Annotated in this window: 22 protein-coding genes; 7 read left to right on the top strand and 15 right to left on the bottom strand. The window is 69.8% G+C overall.

Annotated features, from left to right (window positions below):
- Window positions 1-3: 3 nt before the first annotated feature.
- The gene (locus WKC72_RS16940; RefSeq protein WP_005247872.1) at window positions 4-696 is read right to left on the bottom strand and encodes a YdcF family protein; all 693 of its coding nucleotides are present in this window, start codon (window positions 694-696) and stop codon (window positions 4-6) included.
- A gap of 69 nt (window positions 697-765) precedes the next feature.
- Here WKC72_RS16940 and WKC72_RS16935 point away from each other — a divergent pair, with 69 nt between their 5' ends.
- Window positions 766-2,829: a TPM domain-containing protein gene (locus WKC72_RS16935; protein ID WP_370183524.1), complete on the top strand. Its 2,064-nt coding sequence runs from the start codon at window positions 766-768 to the stop codon at window positions 2,827-2,829.
- Between the two features lie 164 nt (window positions 2,830-2,993).
- Window positions 2,994-3,668: a hypothetical protein gene (locus tag WKC72_RS16930; RefSeq protein WP_370183522.1), complete on the top strand. Its 675-nt coding sequence runs from the start codon at window positions 2,994-2,996 to the stop codon at window positions 3,666-3,668.
- A gap of 7 nt (window positions 3,669-3,675) precedes the next feature.
- Here the strand turns inward: WKC72_RS16930 and WKC72_RS16925 are convergent, their stop codons facing one another.
- Window positions 3,676-5,067: a glycine--tRNA ligase gene (locus WKC72_RS16925; RefSeq protein WP_005247885.1), complete on the bottom strand. Its 1,392-nt coding sequence runs from the start codon at window positions 5,065-5,067 to the stop codon at window positions 3,676-3,678.
- 222 nt (window positions 5,068-5,289) lie between these two features.
- Between WKC72_RS16925 and WKC72_RS16920 the strand changes: the two genes are divergently transcribed.
- Both WKC72_RS16920 and WKC72_RS16915 read left to right on the top strand, forming a co-directional pair.
- Entirely contained in the window at window positions 5,290-5,634 is a 345-nt protein-coding gene (locus WKC72_RS16920; RefSeq protein WP_016879990.1) for a helix-turn-helix transcriptional regulator, read from the top strand.
- 5 nt (window positions 5,635-5,639) lie between these two features.
- Window positions 5,640-6,065, top strand: coding sequence for a Fur family transcriptional regulator (locus WKC72_RS16915; protein ID WP_037226499.1), 426 nt, complete (start codon window positions 5,640-5,642; stop codon window positions 6,063-6,065).
- Window positions 6,066-6,068: 3 nt separating this feature from the next.
- Here the strand turns inward: WKC72_RS16915 and WKC72_RS16910 are convergent, their stop codons facing one another.
- The 5 genes from WKC72_RS16910 to WKC72_RS16890 form a co-directional block, all read right to left on the bottom strand.
- Window positions 6,069-6,470, bottom strand: coding sequence for a hypothetical protein (locus tag WKC72_RS16910; RefSeq protein ID WP_037226498.1), 402 nt, complete (start codon window positions 6,468-6,470; stop codon window positions 6,069-6,071).
- Entirely contained in the window at window positions 6,467-7,276 is an 810-nt protein-coding gene (locus WKC72_RS16905) for an isoprenyl transferase (protein WP_037226677.1), read from the bottom strand. Before WKC72_RS16905 ends, WKC72_RS16910 begins: the two co-directional genes overlap by 4 nt.
- Complete coding sequence (gene recO, locus WKC72_RS16900; protein WP_037226495.1) at window positions 7,242-8,057, bottom strand: DNA repair protein RecO; 816 nt, start codon at window positions 8,055-8,057, stop codon at window positions 7,242-7,244. The genes WKC72_RS16905 and recO overlap by 35 nt, the downstream gene beginning before the upstream one ends.
- Window positions 8,058-8,115: 58 nt before the next feature.
- Window positions 8,116-9,072, bottom strand: coding sequence for an alpha/beta fold hydrolase (locus tag WKC72_RS16895; protein WP_370184380.1), 957 nt, complete (start codon window positions 9,070-9,072; stop codon window positions 8,116-8,118).
- A gap of 98 nt (window positions 9,073-9,170) precedes the next feature.
- On the bottom strand, window positions 9,171-9,461 hold the full coding sequence (locus tag WKC72_RS16890; protein WP_370183518.1) for a DUF1905 domain-containing protein: 291 nt from the start codon (window positions 9,459-9,461) through the stop codon (window positions 9,171-9,173).
- A 155-nt stretch (window positions 9,462-9,616) separates the two neighbouring features.
- Here WKC72_RS16890 and WKC72_RS16885 point away from each other — a divergent pair, with 155 nt between their 5' ends.
- Complete coding sequence (locus WKC72_RS16885; RefSeq protein ID WP_370183516.1) at window positions 9,617-10,249, top strand: pyridoxamine 5'-phosphate oxidase family protein; 633 nt, start codon at window positions 9,617-9,619, stop codon at window positions 10,247-10,249.
- A 17-nt stretch (window positions 10,250-10,266) separates the two neighbouring features.
- Here the strand turns inward: WKC72_RS16885 and WKC72_RS16880 are convergent, their stop codons facing one another.
- From WKC72_RS16880 to WKC72_RS16845, 8 genes are all read right to left on the bottom strand, one after another.
- Window positions 10,267-11,244, bottom strand: a complete 978-nt coding sequence (locus WKC72_RS16880) for an ABC transporter substrate-binding protein (protein WP_370183513.1) — start codon at window positions 11,242-11,244, stop codon at window positions 10,267-10,269.
- A 58-nt stretch (window positions 11,245-11,302) separates the two neighbouring features.
- Window positions 11,303-11,983 carry a response regulator gene (locus tag WKC72_RS16875; protein WP_005247902.1) on the bottom strand — a complete coding sequence of 227 codons (681 nt, stop codon included), beginning with the start codon at window positions 11,981-11,983 and terminating at the stop codon, window positions 11,303-11,305.
- Entirely contained in the window at window positions 11,980-14,517 is a 2,538-nt protein-coding gene (locus WKC72_RS16870) for a DUF4118 domain-containing protein (RefSeq protein WP_370183509.1), read from the bottom strand. The genes WKC72_RS16875 and WKC72_RS16870 overlap by 4 nt, the downstream gene beginning before the upstream one ends.
- Window positions 14,518-14,524: 7 nt before the next feature.
- A complete protein-coding gene (locus WKC72_RS16865) occupies window positions 14,525-15,175 on the bottom strand; it encodes a potassium-transporting ATPase subunit C (RefSeq protein WP_370183508.1) in 651 nt (216 codons plus the stop codon).
- A gap of 6 nt (window positions 15,176-15,181) precedes the next feature.
- The gene (gene kdpB / locus WKC72_RS16860) at window positions 15,182-17,284 is read right to left on the bottom strand and encodes a potassium-transporting ATPase subunit KdpB (RefSeq protein ID WP_370183505.1); all 2,103 of its coding nucleotides are present in this window, start codon (window positions 17,282-17,284) and stop codon (window positions 15,182-15,184) included.
- Window positions 17,281-18,996, bottom strand: a complete 1,716-nt coding sequence (gene kdpA / locus WKC72_RS16855; protein ID WP_370183502.1) for a potassium-transporting ATPase subunit KdpA — start codon at window positions 18,994-18,996, stop codon at window positions 17,281-17,283. Before kdpA ends, kdpB begins: the two co-directional genes overlap by 4 nt.
- A complete protein-coding gene (locus tag WKC72_RS16850; RefSeq protein ID WP_005561976.1) occupies window positions 18,996-19,094 on the bottom strand; it encodes a potassium-transporting ATPase subunit F in 99 nt (32 codons plus the stop codon). The genes kdpA and WKC72_RS16850 overlap by 1 nt, the downstream gene beginning before the upstream one ends.
- Window positions 19,095-19,335: 241 nt before the next feature.
- Window positions 19,336-19,965, bottom strand: coding sequence for a pyridoxamine 5'-phosphate oxidase family protein (locus tag WKC72_RS16845; RefSeq protein ID WP_011594318.1), 630 nt, complete (start codon window positions 19,963-19,965; stop codon window positions 19,336-19,338).
- A gap of 18 nt (window positions 19,966-19,983) precedes the next feature.
- On the opposite strand from WKC72_RS16845, the gene WKC72_RS16840 reads away from it, so the two are divergent.
- Window positions 19,984-21,492, top strand: coding sequence for a PLP-dependent aminotransferase family protein (locus tag WKC72_RS16840; RefSeq protein ID WP_370183498.1), 1,509 nt, complete (start codon window positions 19,984-19,986; stop codon window positions 21,490-21,492).
- Window positions 21,493-21,531: 39 nt separating this feature from the next.
- Window positions 21,532-22,977 carry an amidase gene (locus tag WKC72_RS16835; protein WP_370183496.1) on the top strand — a complete coding sequence of 482 codons (1,446 nt, stop codon included), beginning with the start codon at window positions 21,532-21,534 and terminating at the stop codon, window positions 22,975-22,977.

Raw genomic sequence — 22,977 nt, 5'->3', positions numbered from 1 at the left:
TGTCTACTGTCCCGCCGTGTAGGGGAAGTCGGCCGAGAAGTGGGTGAGCTGGTACCAGATCAACGCCCCTGTCTCCCGGGCGATTCCGTGCAACTGGGATTCGCGGGTGAACACGGCGGGCCCCTGCCGGGTGGGAGCCGTCCAGGCGTCGAGTCCGGCGTCGCGTGCCATCGTCCGGGTCCGCAGCGAATGCCAGGGGTCGCTGACGAGAACCGCCGAATCGATGCCCTGCTCCCCCATCGCCTCACTCACCGCCTCGATGCTGAGCAGGGTGTCGGAGCCCTCCTCGACCGCGGTGATGCTGTCGGCGGGGACGCCGCGCGAGATCAGGTAGTTCTTGCCGGACGCGGCCTCGGTGTACTCGTCGCCCTCCTGCTTGCCGCCGACCGTGATGACCTCGGGGGCCACCCCACGCTCGTACAGCTTGTACGCCTGCTCGAGCCGGGCCTCGAACACCGACGACGGGGTTCCCGAGTACTGGGCGGCGCCGAGCACGACGATCGCGTCGGCGGCGGACGTGTCGTCGATCCGCGCGACCTGCCACACCCTGACCGCGGTGCCGAGCACCAGCGCGGCGGCGAGGAGGACCACGCCGGCGATGATCCGGCGGGTCCACCGGGCCAGCGTGCCGGCGAACCCCAGGCGCGCGGGACGGCGCGGGAGGTCGTGGCGTTCACGGCTCGGTGCAGAATTCACTCCCTGATTCTGCCAGCTGTCGCCGAACTGTCCCGATGACGACTCGCCACACCCGATAGATTTGCTGCCATGCCACTCGCACCGCGCCTCGAGCAGACGCCGTCGTCCCGCCCCCGACTTCCCCGCGCTCGGCGGTTCGCCGCCCTCGGCGCCGTCTCCGCGCTCCTGACTCTCGTGGCGATCCTGTTCTCTCCTGCGATCGCCTCGGCGGACGCACCGTTCCGTCTTCCCGGTCAGATCACGGACACCGTCGGCGTGCTCGACGCCGACCAGCAGAGCGACGTCCAGGCCGCGATCGACCAGCTGTACGACGAGCACAAGGTGCGGTTGTGGGTGGTGTACGTGCCCGACTTCAACGGGCTCGGCGCCGGTCCGTGGGCGGATCAGACGGCGCAGGCCTCCTCGCTCGGCGACCGCGACGCCCTGCTCGCGGTCGCGACGGTCGACCGCGAGTACGCCCTCATCGCGCCGGACGGGCTGTCGGAGATCACCAGCGACGAGGCCGAGTCGATCCGGGTGGATGCGGTGGAACCCGCTCTGCGCGAGGAGGACTGGGCCGGGGGCGCGATCGCCGCGGCGGGCGGGCTGGGCGACGCGATGACTCCGGGCGAGGGAATGTCGGTGCGCACTCTGCTGATCGGCGGCGGTGTGGTCGTCGTGGGTGCGGGCGGGGTCGTGCTGTATTCGCGGAAGAAGAAGCACGACCGCACCCGGGCCGGGGTCGAGGCGGCGCGCAGCATCAGCCCCGAGGACACGACCGCGCTGACGGCACTCCCGCTGCCGACCCTGGACGAGCGCGCCAAGGAGGTGCTCGTCGAGACCGACGACGCGCTGCGCACGAGCCAGGAGGAACTCGAACTGGCCCGCGGCGAATTCGGCGAGCAGGCCACGGCGTCGTTCACGGCGGCGTTCGACAAGGCGAAGTCGACACTCGCGGCCGCGTTCACCGTCCGTCAGCGACTCGACGACGCGATTCCCGAGACCCCGCAACAGCAGCGGGAGATGCTCATCGACGTCATCACCTCGTGCGGGCGCGCCGACCGCGAACTCAACGAGAGGGTGCAGGAGTTCGACGGGCTCCGGGACCTGCTGATCAACGCCCCCGACCGACTCGACGCGCTCACCCGGGACATGGTCGCGCTGACCGTGCGCATCCCCGATTCCACGCAGACTCTCGCCACCCTGCAGACCGAATTTCCCGCCGCCGCACTCGCTTCCGTCGCCCACAACGTGACGATGGCGGAGGAGCGGCTCGCGTTCGCGGAACGGGCCGTGGCCGACGGCCGGGACGCGATCACGCTGCCGCCCGGAAAGCAGGGGCCGGCCGTGTCGGCGATCCGCGGAGCCGAGGGCGCCCTCGAACAGGCCCGGACGCTGCTCGACGCCGTCGACCACGCCGCGGAGGACATCCGGCACGCCATCGCCACGCTGCCGGCCGCGATCACCGACGTGGAGGCCGGGATCGCGGCCGCGGCCCAGTTCACCGAGCAGGGCGGGGACCGGCTCGCGTCGGCCCGCGCCGCGGCCGAGACAGCGCTGGCGGCGGCCCGGACCGCCGCGGACACCGACCCGCTCGGCAGCTTCACTCAGATCGTCAAGGCAGACGCGGAACTCGACGCCGTCCTCGCCGAGGCGCAGGAATCCCGGCAGCAGGCCGAGCGTGCACAGCAGCGTCTCGAGCAGGACCTCACAGCCGCCCAGTCGCAGGTCACGGCGGCGTCGGACTTCATCGGCACCCGGCGCGGCGCGGTGGGAGCGGACGCCCGGACCCGCCTCACCGAGGCGCAGCGGCACCTGGCGGGCGCACAGCAACTGCGCCCCACCGACCCCTCGCGCGCGCTTCAGCACGCTCAGGCCGCGGCCGGGCTGGCAGCCGACGCACTGCGCCTGGCGCAGAACGACGTGAGCCGCTGGGAGTCCCGCCAGCGCCCCGGGCCCGGAAGCGGTGGCGGTGGCGGGAATGCCACCGGAGCGATCCTCGGCGGCATCCTGATCGACAGCATCCTGCGCGGCGGGTTCAGCGGCGGCGGCAACTGGGGAAGCCGGGGCTCCGGCGGCGGCCGCAGCAGCGGTCCGCGGTCCTTCGGCGGGCCGAGCAGCTCCGGCCGGATCAGTGGGGGCGGCCGATTCTGACGGCTTCCCGAGTCTCGGTCGTACTCGCCTGCGTCGCGGCCACCGCCGGCGGCGTCCTGTCGAGCTGTGCAGGCGACGACCGGACCGCGGACGCACCGGCGAGCCCCCTGTCGGCGGAGGCCTACCGCAGCCGGGAGGACGACGCGGCGGGCGGCCGGATTCACGTGCGGATAGCGAACACCGGCGACGCACCCGTCGCCGTGACGTCCGTGGCGTTGGACAGTCCCGGCTTCGAGGCTGCGCCCGCGACCCGACGCGAGGTCGAACTCGGCCCCGGCAACCGGATCGACGTCGAGGCCGAATACGGCGTGGTCCGCTGCGACACGCCCCCGGAGCCGGCGTACGCCCTGATCGGTGTCGCCGATCCGAGCGTGTCACCCGTGCGGGTGCCACTCGCCGCCCCGTACGACGTCCTCGGCCGGATTCACGACGGCGACTGCGCCGCACAGGATCTGGCGCGGGCCGTACCGGTGACACTGATTCCGGCGGCGGCTCCGCCCGAGCCGACCGCGCCCCTCCCCGCACAGCTCGTCGTGAGCCGGGGAACGGCGTCGGGTGACGTCCGGGTGGACGAGATCGGCGGCAGCGTCCTGTACGCGCTGAACGGCGCGCTGCCCGCCACCATGCGGGCGGACGAGGACCGGCTGAGCGTCGACATCACGATCGATGCGGCGCGCTGCGATCCCCACGCCCTCGCGGAAGCGAAGAAGCCCTTCGTCTTTCCGCTGTGGATCGCCGTCGGCTCCTCGGCACCGGAATACTCGCGCATCCCGGTGTCCGAGGAGAACCGGCGAATCCTGACGAACTATCTGACCGTCACCTGCGGCGCGCGCAGGTGACGGTGGATCAGGAACCGATGAGGCGCTGCGCCAGGTAGCCCTCGACCTGGTCGAGCGCGACCCGCTCCTGAGCCATGGAGTCACGCTCACGGACGGTCACAGCATGGTCCTCGAGCGTGTCGAAATCCACGGTGATGCAGAACGGGGTGCCGATCTCGTCCTGACGGCGGTAGCGGCGGCCGATCGCGCCGGCGTCGTCGAACTCGACGTTCCAGTGCTGACGCAGCGTCGCCGCGAGATCCTTCGCCTTCGGCGTCAGGTCCGCGTTACGCGACAGCGGCAGGACCGCGGCCTTCACCGGGGCGAGACGACGGTCCAGACGCAGCACGGTCCGCTTGTCGACGCCGCCCTTCGCGTTCGGCGCCTCGTCCTCGGTGTACGCGTCGACGAGGAACGCCATCAGCGAACGCGTGAGACCGGCCGCCGGCTCGATGACGTACGGCGTGTACCGCTCACCGGTGGCCTGGTCGTAGTAGTTGAGGTCGGTGCCCGAGTGCTTCGAGTGGGTCGACAGGTCGAAGTCGGTGCGGTTGGCCACACCCTCGAGCTCGCCCCACTCGCTGCCCTGGAAGTGGAAGCGGTACTCGATGTCGACGGTGCGCTTGGAGTAGTGCGACAGCTTGTCCTGTGCGTGCTCGTACAGGCGCAGGTTGTCCTTGTTGATGCCGAGCCCGGTGTACCAGTCCATGCGGTAGTCGATCCAGTATTGGTGCCACTCCTCGTCCTCGCCGGGCTTGACGAAGAATTCCATCTCCATCTGCTCGAACTCGCGGGTGCGGAAGATGAAGTTTCCGGGCGTGATCTCGTTGCGGAAGCTCTTGCCGATCTGGCCGATGCCGAACGGCGGCTTCTTGCGCGACGTGGTGAGGACATTCGCGAAGTTCACGAAGATGCCCTGCGCGGTCTCCGGGCGAAGGTAATGCATGCCCTCTTCGCTCTCGACCGGGCCGAGGTACGTCTTGAGCATCATGTTGAAGTCGCGGGGCTCGGTCCACTGACCGACCGTGCCGCAGTCGGGGCAGCCGACGACGTCCATCGGGACGTCGTCCGGGTTGTCGAGGCCCTTCTTCTCCGCGTACGCCTCCTGCAGGTGGTCCTGCCGGTGGCGCTTGTGACAGTTGAGGCACTCGACCAGCGGGTCGTTGAACACGCCGACGTGACCGGACGCCACCCACACCTCGCGCGGCAGGATGACCGAGGAGTCGAGGCCGACGACGTCCTCGCGGCTGGTGACCATGTTGCGCCACCACTGCTTCTTGATGTTCTCCTTGAGCTCGACGCCCAAGGGGCCGTAATCCCAGGCCGACTTCGTGCCTCCGTAGATCTCACCGCACGGGTAGACCAGGCCACGACGCTTGGCGAGATTGACGACGGTTTCGACTTTGGACTTCGGTGCCACTCGGGTGCTCTCCATCTGGGTAATAGATGCATGGTTCACGTGCGCTTTTCGGAGCCCAGCCTATCTGCCCGATCGCAGTCGGTTCACCCACCCGGTTGACATGCGTATTCGTGCATATCAAAATGGAATCGATTTGCAATAAGGTGAGGGTGATCCTCCCGGGGCCGACGGCCTCGCGGCCACGGTCCCGTCCATTGTCCGGCACACCGAAGGAGATCACTGGTGAGCGTCATCGATCCCGGGGATCTGCATCCGTTCGAGGCGGCGGCGCCCGCTCCCGTGCCGTCGAAGGAGACCCTTGCGGCGGCCGGCGACATCCTGCGCGCCCTCGCAGCCCCCGTCCGGATCGCGATCGTCCTCCAACTCCGCGAATCGGAACGGTGCGTGCACGAACTCGTCGGCGCACTCGGAGTGACGCAGCCACTGATCAGCCAGCATCTTCGCGTACTCAAGGCTGCGGGTGTCGTGCGCGGCGAACGCACCGGACGTGAGGTCCTCTACCGCCTGGTGGACGACCACCTCGCCCACATCGTCGTGGACGCCGTCGCGCACGCCGAGGAAGGATAGAAGCCTTGACCCAGAACACCGGCCAGCGCAAGCCCGTCGTCGTGGGAGTACGCGCGACCAAGCAGCGCAGCGCCATCTCCGCGCTCCTCGACGACATCGAGGAGTTCCGGTCGGCGCAGGAACTGCACGACGAACTCCGCAAGCGCGGCGAAGGCATCGGGCTGACCACCGTCTACCGCACCCTGCAGACGCTCGCCGACGCCGGAACGGTCGACGTCCTGCGCACCGACACCGGCGAATCCGTGTACCGGCGCTGCTCGTCCGGACATCACCATCACCTCGTCTGCCGTGCCTGCGGCTACACCGTCGAGGTCGAGGGGCCCACTGTCGAGCAGTGGTCGCAGTCGATCGCCGACGCCCACGCCTTCTCCGACGTCAGCCACACCATCGAGATCTTCGGCCTCTGCAAGGACTGCACCGCGACGCAGTGAGCGTCAGGGGATCAGGCCCTGCCGGGCGGTGTCCGCGCCGCTCAGCACGAGAAGCAGCATCGTGGTCAATGCCTCGTCCGCGAGCCCGGCGGCGGGGAACGTGTAGCGCAGGATGACGTCCGCGAGCCGGCCGTGACCGAACACCGCGATCGAACCGAACTGCAGTGCGCTGTTCCGTTCCGCGACCTTCTTGTGCAGCGACGCGCTGACCGGACGATCCCAGGCCAGCACGCACGTCATCGACAGCACATCGAGACCCTCGGTGAGAGTCATCGCACTGATCGAGCACAGCGCCCCGGCATACTCGAAGCTCAGCGAGCCGTCGTCCGCCCGGGCGACGGTGGCGAAGTGCTCGAGCGCGTCCGCCGCCCGCCCGAGCAGCGCGGGCGCCCCGTCGACGGTCATTTCACCCCACCGAACCGACGGTCACGCGACGCGTACTCGACACACGCCGCCCACAGGTCCCTGCGGTCGAAATCGGGAAACAGCTTCTCCTGGTACACCATCTCGGCGTAGGCCGACTGCCAGATCAGGAAGTTGGACGTGCGCTGCTCGCCGGACGGCCGGAGGAACAGGTCGACGTCCGGCATGTCCGGCTCGTCGAGGTACCGGGCCACGGTCGCCTCGGTGATCTTCTCCGGGTCGAGCTGTCCCGCCGCGACCCGCCTGCCGATCTCCTTCGCCGCGTCCGCGATCTCCGCGCGCCCGCCGTAGTTGACGCACATGGTCAGGTTCATGACAGTGTTGTGCTTCGTGAGCTCCTCGGCGATTTCGAGTTCCTTGATGACGCTGCGCCACAGCTTGGGCCGGCGTCCCGCCCACCGCACGCGCACCCCCATCTCGTGCATCTCGTCGCGGCGACGCCGGATCACGTCGCGGTTGAACCCCATCAGGAAGCGGACCTCCTCGGGGCTGCGCTTCCAGTTCTCGGTGGAGAACGCGTACGCCGACAACCATTCGACGCCCATCTCGATGCACCCGCAGACGGCGTCCATCAACACGGCTTCGCCGCGTTCGTGGCCCGCGGTCCGGGGCAGCCCCCGCTCCTGCGCCCAACGGCCGTTGCCGTCCATCACCAGCGCGATGTGCCGGGGCACGAGTTCGGGTTGCAGGCCCGGCGGGCGGGCGCCCGAGGGGTGCGGGTCCGGCGGCCGGATCTGGCGCTCGGCCCCGGAACTATGCGGGGCTCGAGGTTCGCGTCGTCGAATCACGGTCCCCATCCTGCCTGACCGAATCCTCAACCCCTACCGCCGCATGCGGCCGTGCGCGTTCGATCAGCGGGAGGGTGCGGAGTTGCCGTTCGAGGTGCCACTGCAGATGCGCCGCGACGAGACCACTGGCCTGCCCCCGCAACGACTCGGGCACCTGCTCCGTGCTCGCCCAGTCGCCGCGGATCAGCGCATCCATCAGGTCGAGGACACCCGGCGACGGGGTGGCGGCGCCCGGCGGCCGGCAATGGACGCACACCGCTCCCCCGGCGGCCACGTGGAATGCCCGGTGCGGTCCGGGTGCGCTGCACCGCGCGCAGTCGTCGAGGGCGGGGGCCCACCCCGCAAAACCCATGGCCCGCAACAGGAAGGCGTCGAGGATCAGCTCGCAGGGGCGGTGGTGCTCGGCGACGGCCCGCAGCGCTCCCACCGTCAGGCGATGCAGTTGCGGCGCCGGGGCCCGTTCCTCACCGGCGAGACGTTCGGCGGTCTCGAGGATCGCGCACGCCGTGGTGTACCGGGAGTAGTCGTCGACGATGTCGGTCGCGAACGCGTCGACCGTCTGGACCTGGGTGACGATGTCGAGGTTGCGGCCCGGGTAGAGCTGCACGTCGATGTGCGCGAACGGCTCGAGCCGGGCACCGAACTTGGACTTCGTGCGGCGCACCCCCTTGGCGACCGCGCGCACCAGACCGTGCTGCCGGGTGAGGAGTGTGACGATACGGTCGGCCTCGCCCAGCTTGTGCTGGCGCAGGACCACCGCATTGTCTCGATACAACCTCACCGGTCCAGTCTCCCACGTCGAGGCGACCGCATTCCGCAGGCCGAGCCGCGCGCGACGGTCAGGGCTCGGTGCGCCCGTCGCGCACGGCGTCGACGACGTCGCGGACTCCGTCGATGACGAGTTGCGGCTGCTCGATGTTGATGTTGTGGCCACTGTTCGTGTTCGTGACATGCGTGGCACCCGGGACGAGTTGCGCCAGATCCGCCTGCGCCTTCGGCTGCACGGCGTCGAGGGCCGGGCCGTAGCCGGGATCGATGTCGGCGGGGAGGCTTCCGTTCGCAATGCCCTCCGCGATCTGTGGCGCCACCGAGCGGTCGGCGGAGAGGACGACGAGCGGCTGGGGCCGGATCGGTTCGGCGGCGCGGATCTCGTCGAAGCTGCGGACGAAGTCGACACGCTCGAGGTCCGGGTACTCGTCGAGACTGTCCTGCTGCGGGGTGTTGAGCCGCAGGAACTCCTCGAACTGCTCCGGGGGCAGTAGGGTCTGCAACTCCTCCGACTGCGCGTCGATCAGCACCATGCCCGCCACCTCGTCGGGATGGGTGCCGGCGAAGAGTCTCGCGATCTGACCGCCGTAGGAGTGGGCGGCCAGCACGTAGGGGCCGGGGCCGGCCTCGCCCGTGGCGCCCAGCAGCGACTGGAGGTCGGCGACCGCGTCCGTGGTGGTGATCGGCTGCGGAACCGGGTCGCTGCGGCTCAATGCGTCCCCGCCCAACACGACCCCCGGCCGGTCGTACGAGCAGACTCGGGTGAACTCGCCGACTCCGTCGAAGGCCGAGGTGGCGGCCGGGTCGGCCGTCGTCGTCCACTGATCGGCACCGAACCGGAGACCGGACACGAACACGACGGTCGGTGTGCCTGTGCCCGCACACTCGAGATAGATGTTCCGGCCCCCGCCGATGTCGACGGTGCCGGCGAAATTCTCGCTCGTGTTGCCGTCGTCGCTCGCTCCGCACGCGGCAACGAGCACCACGACCCCCAGAGTGGGGAGCCATCCCGACAACCGCGGCCACATCGGCACGACGCACCTCGAAACCCGTCCGGAAACGCAGATCGCTTCCGGGTGATCCGTACCCCGCTCTCCCCGGATCAAACCCCGGACGCCGCCCGGCGTCAGCTGAAACGCTGCTCGAGGTGCACCGTCACCTCCACTCCGGCACCGTCCTTACCGATCAGCGTGCACAATGCGATCTTCAGGGGAAGCCAGTGCGGACCTTCACCCGAGGGCATCAGGGTGGCATTGAACGGGTGGCCGTCGATCGTTCCGCCGACCTTCACCGGCCGCCTCGTTCCGAGAAGTTCGGCGGAGTCCGGCACGGTCACGTACGTCGCGAACGCCCCCTCCTTCTGGATCGGCGCCGTGAAGGTGTGCGCGAGTGGTTGCGGGGTCTTCGGTGCGGGCATGCGTGGCTCCTCCGGTCGAGTGTGAGGCTGCGGTCGAAGGTAGGACTCCCGGAGCAGGCCGGAATCATCGGTCGTGAGCCAGCGGGCCTTCCGACCGCCCGAACGCCGCGAAGGGTAGCCTAACTCGAACGGTCCTCGACGAACGGAACACTCCAGTGGCAGCGCACGCCCCCTCGCCGGAGCACACGATCACCGACCTCGACGAACTCGAGCAGGTCCTGGGCGTTCCCCACCCCTCCATCGTCACCAAGCACACCGATCACACGATGCCGCTCATCCGGCGCTTCATCTCCGAGGCGCGGTTCTTCGTCCTCGCCACCGCCGACGCGAACGGTCACTGCGACTGCTCGCCGCGCGGAGACATCACGCCGAAGACGATGTTCCTCGACGACCGGACGCTGGTGATCCCGGACCGGCCGGGCAATCGGCGGGCGGATTCGTACCGCAACATCCTCGAGAATCCGCACGTGGGCATCCTGTTCGTCGTACCCGGGATCGACGAGGTGGTGCGCGTCAACGGAACTGCCACCTTGACCGTCGATCCCGAACTGCTGCAGTCGATGTCGATCAACGGCAAACCCGCCAACCTCGGTGTGGTGGTCCGGATCGACGAGGTCTACACCCACTGCGCCCGGGCCATCCTCCGGTCACGCATGTGGGACGCGGAGTCCTGGCCGGATCCGGACGAGATCCCGTCGCTGCGGGAAATGCACGCCGAGCAGCACGAGTTGGACCACGACCCGGACGCGCCTCGCCGGCAGGAGTACTACCGCACCCTGCTCTACTGAGCGGGCGCCGGGTCAGCTCACCGCAGCCGTTCGGACACCAGAGGCACGACGGTGTCGAGTGCGTACCGCAACGACAGCACCGAGTTCGTGGAGTACGCCTTGGCGACACTCTGATCGTCGAACACGAGGGACCGTCCGTCGCGCACTGCCGGGATCGCCTGGAACAGCGGCCGGTTCGTGACGTCGGCGGCCGGCCTGCCGACCGGGAAGACGACCACCATGTCGGCGTCCATCACTCCGAGATTCTCCTCCGACACCGGGACGGAGAACTTCACCGCGGGCTGCGCGTCCACCGCCGGATTGCTGACGAAGCCGAGTTTCTTCATGAACTGGAGGCGCTCGGTGTCGGCGGTGTAGGCGCCCCATCCCGCCCCCGAGAACGCGCCGACGGTGATCGTCTTCCCCGCGAACTCGGGATGGGCCGCGGCCGCTTCCGCGAATCGCCGGTCGATGTCGGCGAGCAGAGCTTCCCCCTGCTCCGGCACGCCGAATGCGGTCGCGACCATCGACACCTGATCCTCGATCGGAGTCTTGTAGTTGTCGGCGCCCTCCGGCAGCGCAATCGTCGGAGCTATCTGCGACAGGTGGTCGTAGCGTTCCTTGTCGCCGGCGCTCTTCGTGTCGAGGATGACGTCCGGTTCGAGCGCCGCGATCTGCTCGTACGACGGTTCGAGGGTTCCGATGATCGCAGGCGCGGTGGTGTACATCCCGTCCGCCCACGGCCCGACGCCGTCGCCGCCGAACGCGACCCAGTCGCTCGCCCCGACGGGTTCGACACCGAGCGCCAGCGCGGTTTCGGCGTCGCCCCAGCCGAGGGCGACCACGCGCTCGGGCTTGGACTCGACGGTGACGTCACCGAATTTCGTGGCGACGACTGCCGGGAACGCGGCATCGCCTGAGCCTGCCGACGCCTCGCGCTCGCCCTCGCCGCCGCTCCCGCAGCCGGCCAACACCAGGGCCAGCAGTGACACTGAGACGAGACTCCTCATTCGCATAAGGCAAGGCTAACCAATGCCCGATGCGGTGCGGCTTCCGGCCCCACTGCTCGCGACCTCACACCTGGAACCGGTACCCCATCCCGGCCTCGGTGATGAGGTGTCGCGGATGGGACGGGTCGTCCTCGAGCTTGCGCCGCAGCTGCGCCAGATACACCCGCAGGTAGTGGGTCTCGGTGGCGTAGGCCGGGCCCCACACCTCCCGCAGCAGTTCCTTCTGCCCCACCAGCTTGCCCTTGTTCCGCACGAGCATCTCGAGCATCCCCCATTCGGTCGGCGTCAGGTGCACCTCGGCCCCCGCCCGCCGCACCGTCTTCGCCGCCAGATCGACCGTGAACGAATCCGTCTCCACCACAGGTTCACTCGTGTCGACAGCCGTCGTCGCCCGGCGGGCGGCCGCACGCACCCGGGCAAGGAACTCGTCCATCCCGAACGGTTTGGTGACGTAGTCGTCGGCGCCGGCGTCGAGGGCTTCCACCTTGTCCGCGGAGTCCGTCCGCGCCGACAGCACGATCACCGGTGCGGGGCACCACCCGCGGAGGCCGGCGAGCACCTCGGTGCCGTCCATGTCGGGTAGCCCGAGGTCGAGCACGATCACGTCCGGCGGTCGCTCGGCCGCGGCGCGTAGAGCGGCGGCCCCGGACGCGGCCGTCACCACGTCGTATCCACGCACACTCAGATTGATCCGCAGGGCGCGGAGAATCTGCGGTTCGTCGTCGACCACGAGAACTCTCGTCATGGATGCTCCCCTCCCGCCCCGGCCAGTTCCACCACCATCGTCAGACCACCGCCGGGGGTGTCGGTGGCGCTGATGGTCCCGCCCATCGCGTCGACGAATCCGCGGACGACGGAGAGCCCGAGCCCAACTCCGGTGGTCGTGTCGCGGTCCCCCAGCCGCTGGAACGGTGCGAACATCTCGTCTGCTCGCCCACGCGGAATTCCCGGCCCCGTGTCGGCGACGGTGACGACGGCGCGGTCTCCCACCGCCGCGGCAGCGACCCGGATCACGGAGTCCTCACCGTAACGGAGTGCGTTGTCGATCAGATTCGCGAGCACCCGCTCGAGCAGGCCCGAATCCGCCATCGCCGTGACAGTTCCGACGTCGACCTCCACCCTTTCCCGGGCCCGGGTCCCGGTCCGGCCGCCGATTCCCAGACCCACCAGCGCCCGGTGCACCACCTCGTCGAGGTACACCGGTCGCAGCGTCGGGGTCACCACTCCCGCCGCGAGCCGGGACGAATCGAGCAGGTTGCCGACGAGGGAGGTCAGGACGTCGGCCGATTCCTCGATGGTCGCGAGCAATTCGGCGGTGTCTTCCGGGGAGAAGTCGACGTCGTCGCTGCGCAGACTCGACGCGGCGGCCTTGACGGCGGCCAGCGGGGTCCGGAGGTCGTGGCTGACGGCGGACAGCAGCGACCGCCGCAACCGGTCGGCCTCGGCCAGTGCCTGCGCCTGCCCCGCCTCCTGCGCGAGCTCGGCCTGGCGGATCATGCCCACCGCCTGGTTGGCGACGGCGAGCAGCACCCGACGGTCCCGGGCGTGCAGTTCGCTGCCGCGCAGGGCGAGCGCGTATTCCCCTTCCCCCACCTCGCAGACGGTGTCGGCGTCGTCCACGCTCACCGGCGGGTGCGGCCCGACGGACCCCACCGGGCCGCGGTCCCGGTGCAGCACACTGACCGAATCCTGGCCGTACGTCTCGCGCACCTTCTCGAGCAGGGTGTCGAGGTCGGCTCCGCGCAGCACCGATCCGGCGAACAGTGCCAGCAACTCGGCTTCCTGCGACGCCCGGCGGGCCTCCCGGGCACGCTTCGCGGCGGCGTCGACCAGGACCGCGACCGCGACGGCCACCACGAGCAGCACGACGGTGGTGATGAAGTTGTCCGGCTCGGCGATGGTGAAGCTCCGCACCGGCGGCGTGAAGAAGTAGTTGAGGAACAGACCCGAGATCAGCGCGGAGAACGCCGCGGGGGCGACACCCCCGAGCAGCGAGACGAGCAGCACCACGATGAAGAACAGGGCCCCCTCGCCGACCAATCCGAGCCAACGGTCGACGGCGCTCATCACCACGGTGGCGATCGACGGTACGAGGACCGCGGCGATCCAGGCGATCGCCGTGCGCGAACGGGACCCCACCGGCGACAACCGCCTCAGGCGGTGGGATTCGCCGTGCGTCACCATGTGCACGTCGATCGACCCGGACTGGTGCAGCACGCTCGCACCGATGCCCTCGTCGAAGATCCGCGCCCACCGTGAGCGTCTCGACGTGCCCAGCACCAGTTGCGTGGCGTTCGCGGTCCGGGCGAAGTCGAGCAGCGTCGTCGGGACGTCGTCGCCGACGACGCTGTGCAAGCTCGCCCCGATGCTCGCGGCGAGCGTGCGCACCTTGCCCATTTCCGGAGCCGAGACACCCGCGAGGCCGTCGCCGCGCACCACGTGAACGACGATCAGCTCGGCGCTGGATCTCGACGCGATCCGGCCGGCGCGACGGACCAGCGTCTCAGATTCCGGCCCGCCCGTCACCGCGACCACCACCCGTTCCCGGGCCTCCCAGGTGTCGGTGATCTTGTTCTCCGCACGATATTTCGCCAGGGCGGCATCCACCTGGTCGGCCACCCACAGCAGGGCGAGTTCGCGCAGTGCGGTGAGGTTCCCCTTCCGGAAATAGTTGCTCAGCGCCGCGTCGACTTTGTCCGCGGCGTAGATGTTGCCGTGGGACAGCCTGCGGCGCAGAGCCTCCGGCGTGATGTCGACCAGTTCGACCTGGGTGGCGGCGCGCACCACCTCGTCGGGAACCGTTTCCTGCTGCACCACGCCGGTGATCCGCTGGACCACGTCGTTGAGGCTTTCGAGGTGCTGGACATTCAGCGTCGAGAGGACGTCGATCCCCGCGGCGAGGAGTATCTCCACGTCCTGCCAGCGTTTCTCGTGGACGCTGCCCGGCGTGTTCGTGTGCGCGAGTTCGTCGACGAGGACCAATGCAGGCCTGCGGGCGAGCACCGCATCGACGTCGAGTTCCCGGCCGAGCGTGCCCCGGTAGGCGATCAGCTTGGGCGGAATCAGTTCGAGGTCGCCGAGCTGCGCCGCGGTGCGGTCGCGGCCGTGGGTCTCCACCACGGCCGCGACCACGTCGCACCCCCGCTCCCGGCGGCGGTGCGCCTCACCGAGCATCGCGAACGTCTTGCCGACGCCCGGTGCGGCACCGAGGTAGATGCGCAATTCACCGCGTCGGTGTTCGACGTCCCGGCGCTCGACGTCCGGTTTGGGACCACTCACCTCGCCATCATCCACCAGCGGCCGGGGCGGTGCACTCAGGTGCGGTCAGGCCGAGGGCCAGGTTCAGTTCGAGGACGTTCACCCGGTCCTCACCGAGGAAACCGAGTTGCCTTCCCTCGGTGTTCTCGTCGACCAGTTGCCGGACCCGGGTCTCGCTGAGGCCGTTCTCCGCCGCCACCCTCGGCACCTGCAACGCCGCATACGCGGGGCTGATGTGCGGGTCGATGCCCGAGCCGGATCCGGTGACCGCGTCGGCCGGAACGTCCCCGGCGTCCACCCCTTCCCGGGTGGCGATCGCCGCCCGCCGGTCGGCGATGAACGTCGCCAGGATCTCGCTGCTCGGCCCCTGGTTGGTGGGCAGGGCGGTGGCGGGGTCGCCCGGCGCGAACGGATCCTGTTCGGCCACCGACCCGGTGACGCGGTTGTGGAAGAACGGATCCGGCTCCCCCGCCGGCACCTGCGGGTCGACACCGACCCACCGGCTCCCGACGACGCACCCGGTGGTGTCGCGCACCGGAGACCCCTCGGCCGCTCCGGAGCCGATCCTGCTCACCCCCCACACGGCGGCGGGATAGAGCACACCGAGGATTGCTGTGAGTGCGAGCAGGACGAGTAGTCCGGCCCAGGTCTGCCGCAACAGACCGATGAGAAATCGCATGCGGGATCACCCAATTCCGGGAACGAGACGAACGACGAGGTCGATGAGCCAGATACCGGCGAACGGCGTGATCACGCCGCCGAGGCCGTAGATCAGGAGGTTGCGGCCCAGCAGCGTGGACGCCGACGACGGACGGTAGCGAACACCTTTCAGCGACAACGGGATCAGCGCGACGATCACGACGGCGTTGAAGATCACCGCCGACAGGATGGCCGATTCCGGGGTGGCCAGCCGCATGATGTTCAGCGTGTCCAGCTGCGGGTAGATGCCGCTGAACAGGGCGGGGAGAATCGCGAAGTACTTGGCCAGGTCGTTGGCGAGCGAGAACGTGGTGAGCGCACCGCGCGTGATGAGCAGCTGCTTGCCGATCTCCACCACCTCGATGAGCTTGGTGGGGTCCGAATCGAGATCCACCATGTTCCCGGCTTCCTTCGCCGCCGACGTGCCGGTGTTCATCGCCACCCCGACATCCGCCTGGGCCAGCGCCGGGGCGTCGTTGGTGCCGTCCCCGGTCATCGCGACGAGCCGGCCGCCCTCCTGTTCCTTCCGGATCAGCGCGAGCTTGTCCTCGGGTGTCGCCTCGGCCATGAAATCGTCGACTCCGGCCTCGGCCGCGATGGCCTTCGCCGTCAACGGGTTGTCGCCGGTGATCATCACCGTGCGAATCCCCATGGCCCGCAGTTCCGCGAATCTCTCGGCGATGCCCGGCTTCACCACGTCCGACAGCGCGATCACGCCGAGCACCGTCGCTGCGTCTCCGTTGACGGCGGCGACCACCAACGGCGTTCCCCCGGCCTGCGCGATCTGGTTCACACTGTCGGTGACGGCGGACGCCGCGTGCCCGCCGAGCGCCTGCACCCAGGTCAGCACGGCGTCGCTCGCGCCCTTGCGGATCCGGGCGCCGTCGATGTCGAGTCCGCTCATCCGGGTCTGCGCCGTGAACGGCACGAACTCCGCCGCTCGCTCCGCCTCGGACGGTGCCGGGTCCAACCCGAAGTCCCGGGCGCACAGGTCCACGATGCTGCGCCCCTCGGGGGTGCCGTCGGCGAGACTGGACAACCGTGCGGCCGTGGCCAACTCGATCGCGGAAACCCCCGGTGCGGGATGCACGGCCGTGGCCTGCCGGTTGCCGAACGTGATGGTGCCGGTCTTGTCCATCAGCAGTGTGTCGATGTCGCCCGCGGCCTCCACCGCCCGCCCCGACATCGCCAGGACGTTCCGCTGCACCAGCCGATCCATCCCGGCGATGCCGATGGCCGACAGCAGCGCCCCGATCGTGGTGGGGATCAGGCACACCAGCAGCGCGATCAGCTTGATCGGATCCTGCTCCTGGCCCGCATACAGACCCATCGGACCGATCGCGACGACAGCCAGCAGGAAGATGATCGTCAGCGACGCCAACAGGATGTTCAGCGCGATTTCGTTCGGCGTCTTCTGCCGCGCCGCCCCCTCCACGAGGGCGATCATCCGGTCCACGAACGACTGTCCGGGGGCCGCGGTGATACGCACGACGATCCGGTCGGACAGCACGGTCGTGCCACCGGTGACGGCGCACCGGTCGCCGCCGGATTCGCGGACGACGGGCGCCGACTCGCCGGTGATGGCCGATTCGTCCACGGTCGCAATGCCGTCGACGACGTCGCCGTCGCCGGGTATCACCTCCCCCGCCTCGACGACGACCCGGTCACCGACGGTCAGGTCGGTACCCGCCACCGACTCCACCCGGCCACTCGCCGTGATCCGGTGGGCGACCGTGTCCTGCTTCACCTTCCGCAGGCTCGCCGCCTGGGCCTTGCCCCGCCCCTCCGCGACCGACTCGGCCAGATTCGCGAACAGCACGGTGAACCACAGCCAGGCGACGACAGCCCAGGAGAACACCGACGGGTCGGTGACGGCCATGACGGTGGTGACGACGGAGCCGACGAACACCACGAACATCACCGGGTTGCGGGCGAGGTGCCGGGGGTCGAGTTTGCGCACGGCGCCCGGTAGCGCCGTCACCAGCTGGGCGGGGCTGAAGATTCCCGCCTTCACGGGCGCCGGGTCGTGGCCGGCCTCGGGCGCCGTGGCCGCCTCGTTCTCCGGACGACTGGTCACGTTCACACTCACTGCAGAGCCTCCGCGATCGGTCCCAGCGCGAGGGCCGGGAAGAATGTCAACGCCGCGACGAGCACGACGGTGCCGGTGAGGAGCCCGGTGAACATCGGGCCCGCCGTCGGCAGGGTTCCGGCGCCTGCGGCCGTCTTCTTCTGCGACGCCAGGGATCCGGCGAGCGCGAGGACGAAGATGATCGGCAGGAACCGGCCGAACAGCATGCACAGGCCGAGAGCGGTCTGGAACCAGTCGCTCGTCACCGTCAGCCCGCCGAACGCACTGCCGTTGTTGTTCGAGGCCGACGCGAACGCGTACAGCACTTCCGAGAATCCGTGGATGGATCCGGGACTTCCGGGGTCGCCGCTGTTGCCCTGGTAACCGGTGGTCGAGGACAGGATCACGGTGATTCCGGTCCCGATCAGGACGAGTGCCGGCATCACCAGCACGGACAGGGCGGCGAGCGTGATCTCCCGCTGCCGCAGCTTCTTGCCGAGGTATTCGGGTGTGCGGCCGACGAGGAGTCCGCCGACGAAGACGGCGATCAGGGCGAGGACGAGAATTCCGTAGAGCCCGGTGCCGACACCGCCGGGTGCGATCTCCCCGAGCAGCATGTTGAGCAGGACGGCTCCGCCGCCGAGGGGCGAGAGGCTGTCGTGCGCCGAATTCACCGCGCCCGTGGATGTTCCGGTGGTGCTCACGGCGAACAGTGCCGTACCAGGGATTCCGAAACGAACCTCCTTGCCCTCCATCATCGCGCCCGCGGCGGTGGCGGCGACACCGCGCCGACCGGACTCCGCGGCGAGCGTGACCGCGAGGAGCGATCCCCACAGGATGCCCATCACGGCGAGCAGGGTCAGACCCTGGCGGTGCCCGGACACCATGCTCGCTCGGTCGTGAGGGTCGCCGACCATGGTGCCGAACGTGCGGGTGAGGGCGACCGGGATCAGCAGGATCGCGAGGATCTCGACGATGTTGCTGACCGGTGTCGGGTTCTCGAACGGGTGCGCCGAATTGGCGGCGAGGATCCCGCCGCCGTTGGTGCCGAGTTCCTTGATCGCTTCCTGCGAGGCGACGGGCGCCAGTGCGTTGGTGACGGAGTTGCCGTCCAGACCGGTGGACGCGAAACCCGGATGGAAGGACTGGATCACGCCCTGGCTCAGCAGGATCAGTGCGATGACGAAGGAGAACGGCAGCAGAATCCGCAGGCTGCCCCGGGTGAGGTCCACCCAGAAGTTGCCGATCTCACCGCCGCGCGACACCCGGACGAACCCCCGGATCAGCGCCACTGCGACGGCCATGCCCACCGCGGCGGACACGAAGTTCTGCACGGCGAGCCCGACCGGCTGGGTCAGGTTGCTCATCGTGGTCTCGGGCGCGTACGACTGCCAGTTGGTGTTCGTCACGAACGACACGGCCGTGTTGAACGCCACCGCGGGACTGACCCCGGAGAGGTCCCCGGACAGCGGCAGCACTCCCTGGATGCGCTGCAGGGCGTAGAGGAAGAACACACTCGCCGCGGAGAATCCCAGCACGCTGCCCGCGTAGCCGTACCAGGTCTGCTCGGTGTGGGGGTTGATGCGGCACAGGCGGTACAGGACGGATTCGACCCGCAGGTGACGGCGTGATTCGTACACGCGCGCCATGTAGTCGCCCACCGGCACGTACGCGACCGCGAGCACCGCGAGGACGAAGACGACCTGCAGTCCGGCCGCCAGGGCAGGCGTCATCAGAACCGCTCCGGGTCGATGAGCGCGATCAGGAGGTACACGACGAGTGCGGCGGCGATCGCGACGAGCGCGACCGCGAGTATTCCGGCGCCCGTCATTTCACGCGTCCGGACTGCAGGGCACGGAGAACGAGCGCGCAACAGGCGAATCCGCCGAGCACGAGCGCGACGTAGGCCACATCGGCCATGTGAGGATCCCTCTTCGTACTGATCCTGCGGTTCAGCGCAGGCATGACACCCCACGGTTGCGGGGTGTCATGCCAGCATCACGCCGGATCTCGGCGGAAGAGGCGGCGCTGACGAAGCGCTTACGGGACTCCCACGGCTCTTGACGCTTTCCTTACGCGGTCCGGGTCAGCCGGGACACGGACGCGGGCACCGGTGTGCCGCTCGCCACCCACGGCGCCGGGACGGGCGCACCGGCGACCGACCGCACCGGGACCACCCCGGCCCAGGCGCTGCTGGTTTCGGTGGGTTCGCCCGGCGGTGCGTCCCGCACCTTGACGGTCCACTGGCCCGGCGTGATCGGGAGGGCGAGGGCCAGTGTCGCGGCGAGTTCCTTGCGCCGGTGCCCCCGGACCTCCGTGCTGCGGCCGGGGATCAGCACGTCCGACAGCGCGTTCAGGGCGTCGGCGGATTCGTCTTCGCCGAGGGTGACGAGGTTGCCCCGCACCACTGCCGAACGGTAGTTGGCGGACGAGTCGAACAGGGTGTCCGCGACGACGATTCCGTCGAGCATCGCGACGCACAGCACCGCAGGCGCGCCGGCCGCCACCTGTCGCAGTGCACCGGCCCCGGTGGAGCCGTGCAGCAGGATCCTGTCGCCGTCGCGGGCGTAGAGCATCGGCACGGCCCACGGCAGGCCGTCGACGACGGTTGCGAGGGTGCCCATCGGCGCGGCGTCGAGGACGGCGTCGAGTTGCGCTCGTTCGGTGCGGGCACGGTCCGGGTATCTCATGATCTTGTCCACGACACCATCCTCACCCCCATGTGGATCAGATTCCAGATCCACAATCACCGTTATCGGCAGACCAGTATTGTCGGGACCATGCCCCGGATCAGCCCCGAACTACACCTGACGTTGCGGCTCCCCGAGACCGACGCGCCACTTCGGCACCGCATCGCGGAGTCGATCCTCGACGAGATCCGCGTGGGGCGCCTCCGGCCCGGCGACCCACTGCCCTCCACGCGGGCGCTGGCCGAACACCTGACGGTCGCGCGGGCGTCGGTGGTCGACGCCTACGACGAACTCTGCTCGTCCGGATACGCGAACGCCCGCGCCGGGTCCGGCACGCGGATCGCACCGGGCGCCGACGTGGCGGCCCGAGCACACGTCGCCTCGCACACGACCACCCGATCCTCGGAGCGGGCCTCCTCCGCCGCCCCCGAGAAGCCCGCGGCGGTGTGGGATCTCACTCCGGGTCATCCCGATCCCGCCCTGATCTCCACCGTGGACTGGCGCCGGGCGTGGCGGTCGGCCGCCGCCGCTGCCGTGACGTCGGACGTCCCGGGTCCCGACGCGCACCCGGAGTTGCGACGGTCCCTCGCGGAGCATCTCCGCCGCACCCGGGGGATCGCGGCGCGCCCCGACGAACTGGTGATCGTCCCCGGAGTGGGCGCCGCGCTCCGCACCCTCGTCGCAGCAGCAGGACTCGGCGGCCGGGACGTGGTGTTCGAGGAACCCGGCTACAGCCGGGCCCGAACCGTCCTCGACGGTTCGGGCGTGCGCACCCGCTGCGTGACCGTGGACGGCGACGGCCTCGACCCCGCGCTGCTGCGTGCGACCGACGCCGCGGCCTACTGCACGCCCGCCCATCAGTATCCGATGGGAGCCCGGATGCCGGTGGGCCGCAGGGCCGGGCTCGTGGCCGACGCCGCGGCCGCCGGGACGGTGATCATCGAGGACGACTACGACGGCGAGTTCCGCTACGACGTGTCGGCGCTGCCCGCCCTGCGCAGCATCGACCGCGGGCCGGAATGCGTGGCGTACGTGGGTACCGCGTCGAAGATCCTCACTCCCTCGATTCGGGTGGCGTGGGTGATCGCGCCTCCGGCGCTCCGGCCCCGACTCGTCCGGGCCCTCGACGCGAGCGGTGAAGCGTGTTGCGCGATCACCGCCCTCGCGCTGGCGCATTTCATCGACTCGGGTGCGCTGTCCCGGCACCTCGCCCGCGCCTCCCGCACCTACTCGGCCCGCCGGGCGGCCTTCGTCGCCGCACTGCAGCAGCAACTGTCCGCGGTCGACACGGACGGTGTCGGGCTGGCCGGCATCGAGGCCGGCCTCCACGTGGTCCTGACGCTGCCCGGTTCCGTCGACGACGTCGCCGTGTCCGCCGAGCTGCGGGACCACGGTGTGACGGTTCCGAGCCTCGCCGATTACCGCACCACGCCGGGCGGACCGAGGGGGCTGGTCTGCGGGTACGCCCGGCTCCCCGAGTCGCAGGCTCGCGGGGCGGCCGAGGCGATCGGGAGGGTGGTCCGGCGACATCTCGGCTGATACTGTTCGTTCGAACGAACAGCACCGGGGAGGGGCACCATGAGCGCGGGACAATTGGACGATCGACGGCAGCGCGACAACGACGGGGATCGGTCCCCGGGACTCGTCGAGCAGGCGCAGGCGCTGGCCTCCGGCGCCACCACCTCGGTCGCGGCCACCCGCGCCGCCCTCGACCGCATCGACGCGAGCCAGCCGACGCTCAACGCGTTCAAGGTGATCCGCCGGACAAAGGCACTGGCCGAAGCCGCCGAGGCAGACCGCCGGATCGCCGCCGGTGAGCGCCTGCCGCTGCTCGGGGTCCCGATCGCCGTGAAAGACGACGTCGACGTGGCCGGCGAGCCGACCGCGTTCGGGTGCCCGGGCGACTTCCCGCCCGCGGTGCGCGACTCCGAGCTGGTGCGCCGGCTGCGGGCCGCCGGCGCCGTCGTCGTGGGCAAGACCAACAGCCCCGAGCTCGGACAGTGGCCGCTCACCGGCGGACCCGCGTTCGGATACACCCGCAATCCCTGGAACGGTGACCACACCCCCGGAGGGTCGTCCGGCGGCGCCGCGGCGGCCGTGTCCGCCGGTGTGGTGTCCGCGGCGATCGGTTCGGACGGCGCCGGGTCCATCCGCATCCCCGCCGCCTGGACCAACCTCGTCGGGATCAAGCCTCAACGCGGCCGAATCTCCACCTGGCCTGCAGCCGAGGCGTTCTACGGCCTCACCGTCAACGGCCCGCTGGCCCGCACGGTCGCCGACGCGGCCCTGCTCCTCGACGTCGCATCCGGACCGCACGAGGGCGACCTGCACACACCCGCACCGGTCACAGTCAGCGACGCCGTCGGCCGCGACCCCGGACCGCTGCGCATCGCACTGTCCCTGCGCATCCCGTTCACCGCGACCCCCACGACGCTGCATCCCGAGGTCCGCCGGGGCGTCGCACGGATCGCCGAGGCGCTGCGCAAGCTCGGGCATCGCGTCGTGGTGGACGACCCCGACTACGGAATCATGTTCGGGCTCGGCTTCCTCCCGCGGTCGATGGTCGGTATCGACGACTGGATGCGGAAGGTCCCGGACCCGTCACTCGTCGACCCCCGCACGAAGGGCAACGCCCGGACCGGCCGACTGTTGCGCGGGACACCGCTACGTGCCGCTCGCGCCGCCGAGCCGAGGATGCAGCGACGGGTCGGCGCGATCTTCGACAAGTGTGACCTCGTCCTCGCCCCGACCACCGCGACTCCCCCACCGAGGGTCGACGGGATCGACGGCATCAGCTCGTGGGCCACCGACAAGGTGATCACCGCGGTCTGCCCGTACGCGTGGCCGTGGAACGTGCTGGGCTGGCCCAGCGTGAACGTGCCGGCCGGGTTCACGTCCGGTAACCTGCCGACCGGAGCCCAGCTGATGGGACACGACGGTGCCGAGCCACTGCTGGTGTCGGTCGCGGCCCAGCTCGAGTCGGTGCTGCGGTGGGATCTGGAACGTCCCGAGAAATGGTGGTGA

Origin of the sequence: Rhodococcus wratislaviensis (genome assembly GCF_041228765.1) — a bacterium.
In the GTDB taxonomy this organism is placed as follows: Bacteria; Actinomycetota; Actinomycetes; order Mycobacteriales; family Mycobacteriaceae; genus Rhodococcus_F; species Rhodococcus_F wratislaviensis.
This window is presented reverse-complemented; position numbering and strand designations above follow the sequence as displayed.

What these genes read in the sequence shown, in the direction of transcription:
- WKC72_RS16865 (WP_370183508.1), bottom strand. Translation starts at nt 15,175, where the DNA reads ATGCGATTTCTCATCGGTCTGTTGCGGCAGACCTGGGCCGGACTACTC.
- WKC72_RS16840 (WP_370183498.1), top strand. Translation starts at nt 19,984, where the DNA reads ATGTGGATCAGATTCCAGATCCACAATCACCGTTATCGGCAGACCAGT.
- WKC72_RS16935 (WP_370183524.1), top strand. Translation starts at nt 766, where the DNA reads ATGCCACTCGCACCGCGCCTCGAGCAGACGCCGTCGTCCCGCCCCCGA.
- kdpA (WP_370183502.1), bottom strand. Translation starts at nt 18,996, where the DNA reads ATGACGCCTGCCCTGGCGGCCGGACTGCAGGTCGTCTTCGTCCTCGCG.
- WKC72_RS16880 (WP_370183513.1), bottom strand. Translation starts at nt 11,244, where the DNA reads ATGCGAATGAGGAGTCTCGTCTCAGTGTCACTGCTGGCCCTGGTGTTG.
- WKC72_RS16895 (WP_370184380.1), bottom strand. Translation starts at nt 9,072, where the DNA reads ATGTGGCCGCGGTTGTCGGGATGGCTCCCCACTCTGGGGGTCGTGGTG.
- WKC72_RS16835 (WP_370183496.1), top strand. Translation starts at nt 21,532, where the DNA reads ATGAGCGCGGGACAATTGGACGATCGACGGCAGCGCGACAACGACGGG.
- WKC72_RS16850 (WP_005561976.1), bottom strand. Translation starts at nt 19,094, where the DNA reads ATGACGGGCGCCGGAATACTCGCGGTCGCGCTCGTCGCGATCGCCGCC.
- WKC72_RS16910 (WP_037226498.1), bottom strand. Translation starts at nt 6,470, where the DNA reads ATGACCGTCGACGGGGCGCCCGCGCTGCTCGGGCGGGCGGCGGACGCG.
- WKC72_RS16890 (WP_370183518.1), bottom strand. Translation starts at nt 9,461, where the DNA reads ATGCCCGCACCGAAGACCCCGCAACCACTCGCGCACACCTTCACGGCG.
- WKC72_RS16875 (WP_005247902.1), bottom strand. Translation starts at nt 11,983, where the DNA reads ATGACGAGAGTTCTCGTGGTCGACGACGAACCGCAGATTCTCCGCGCC.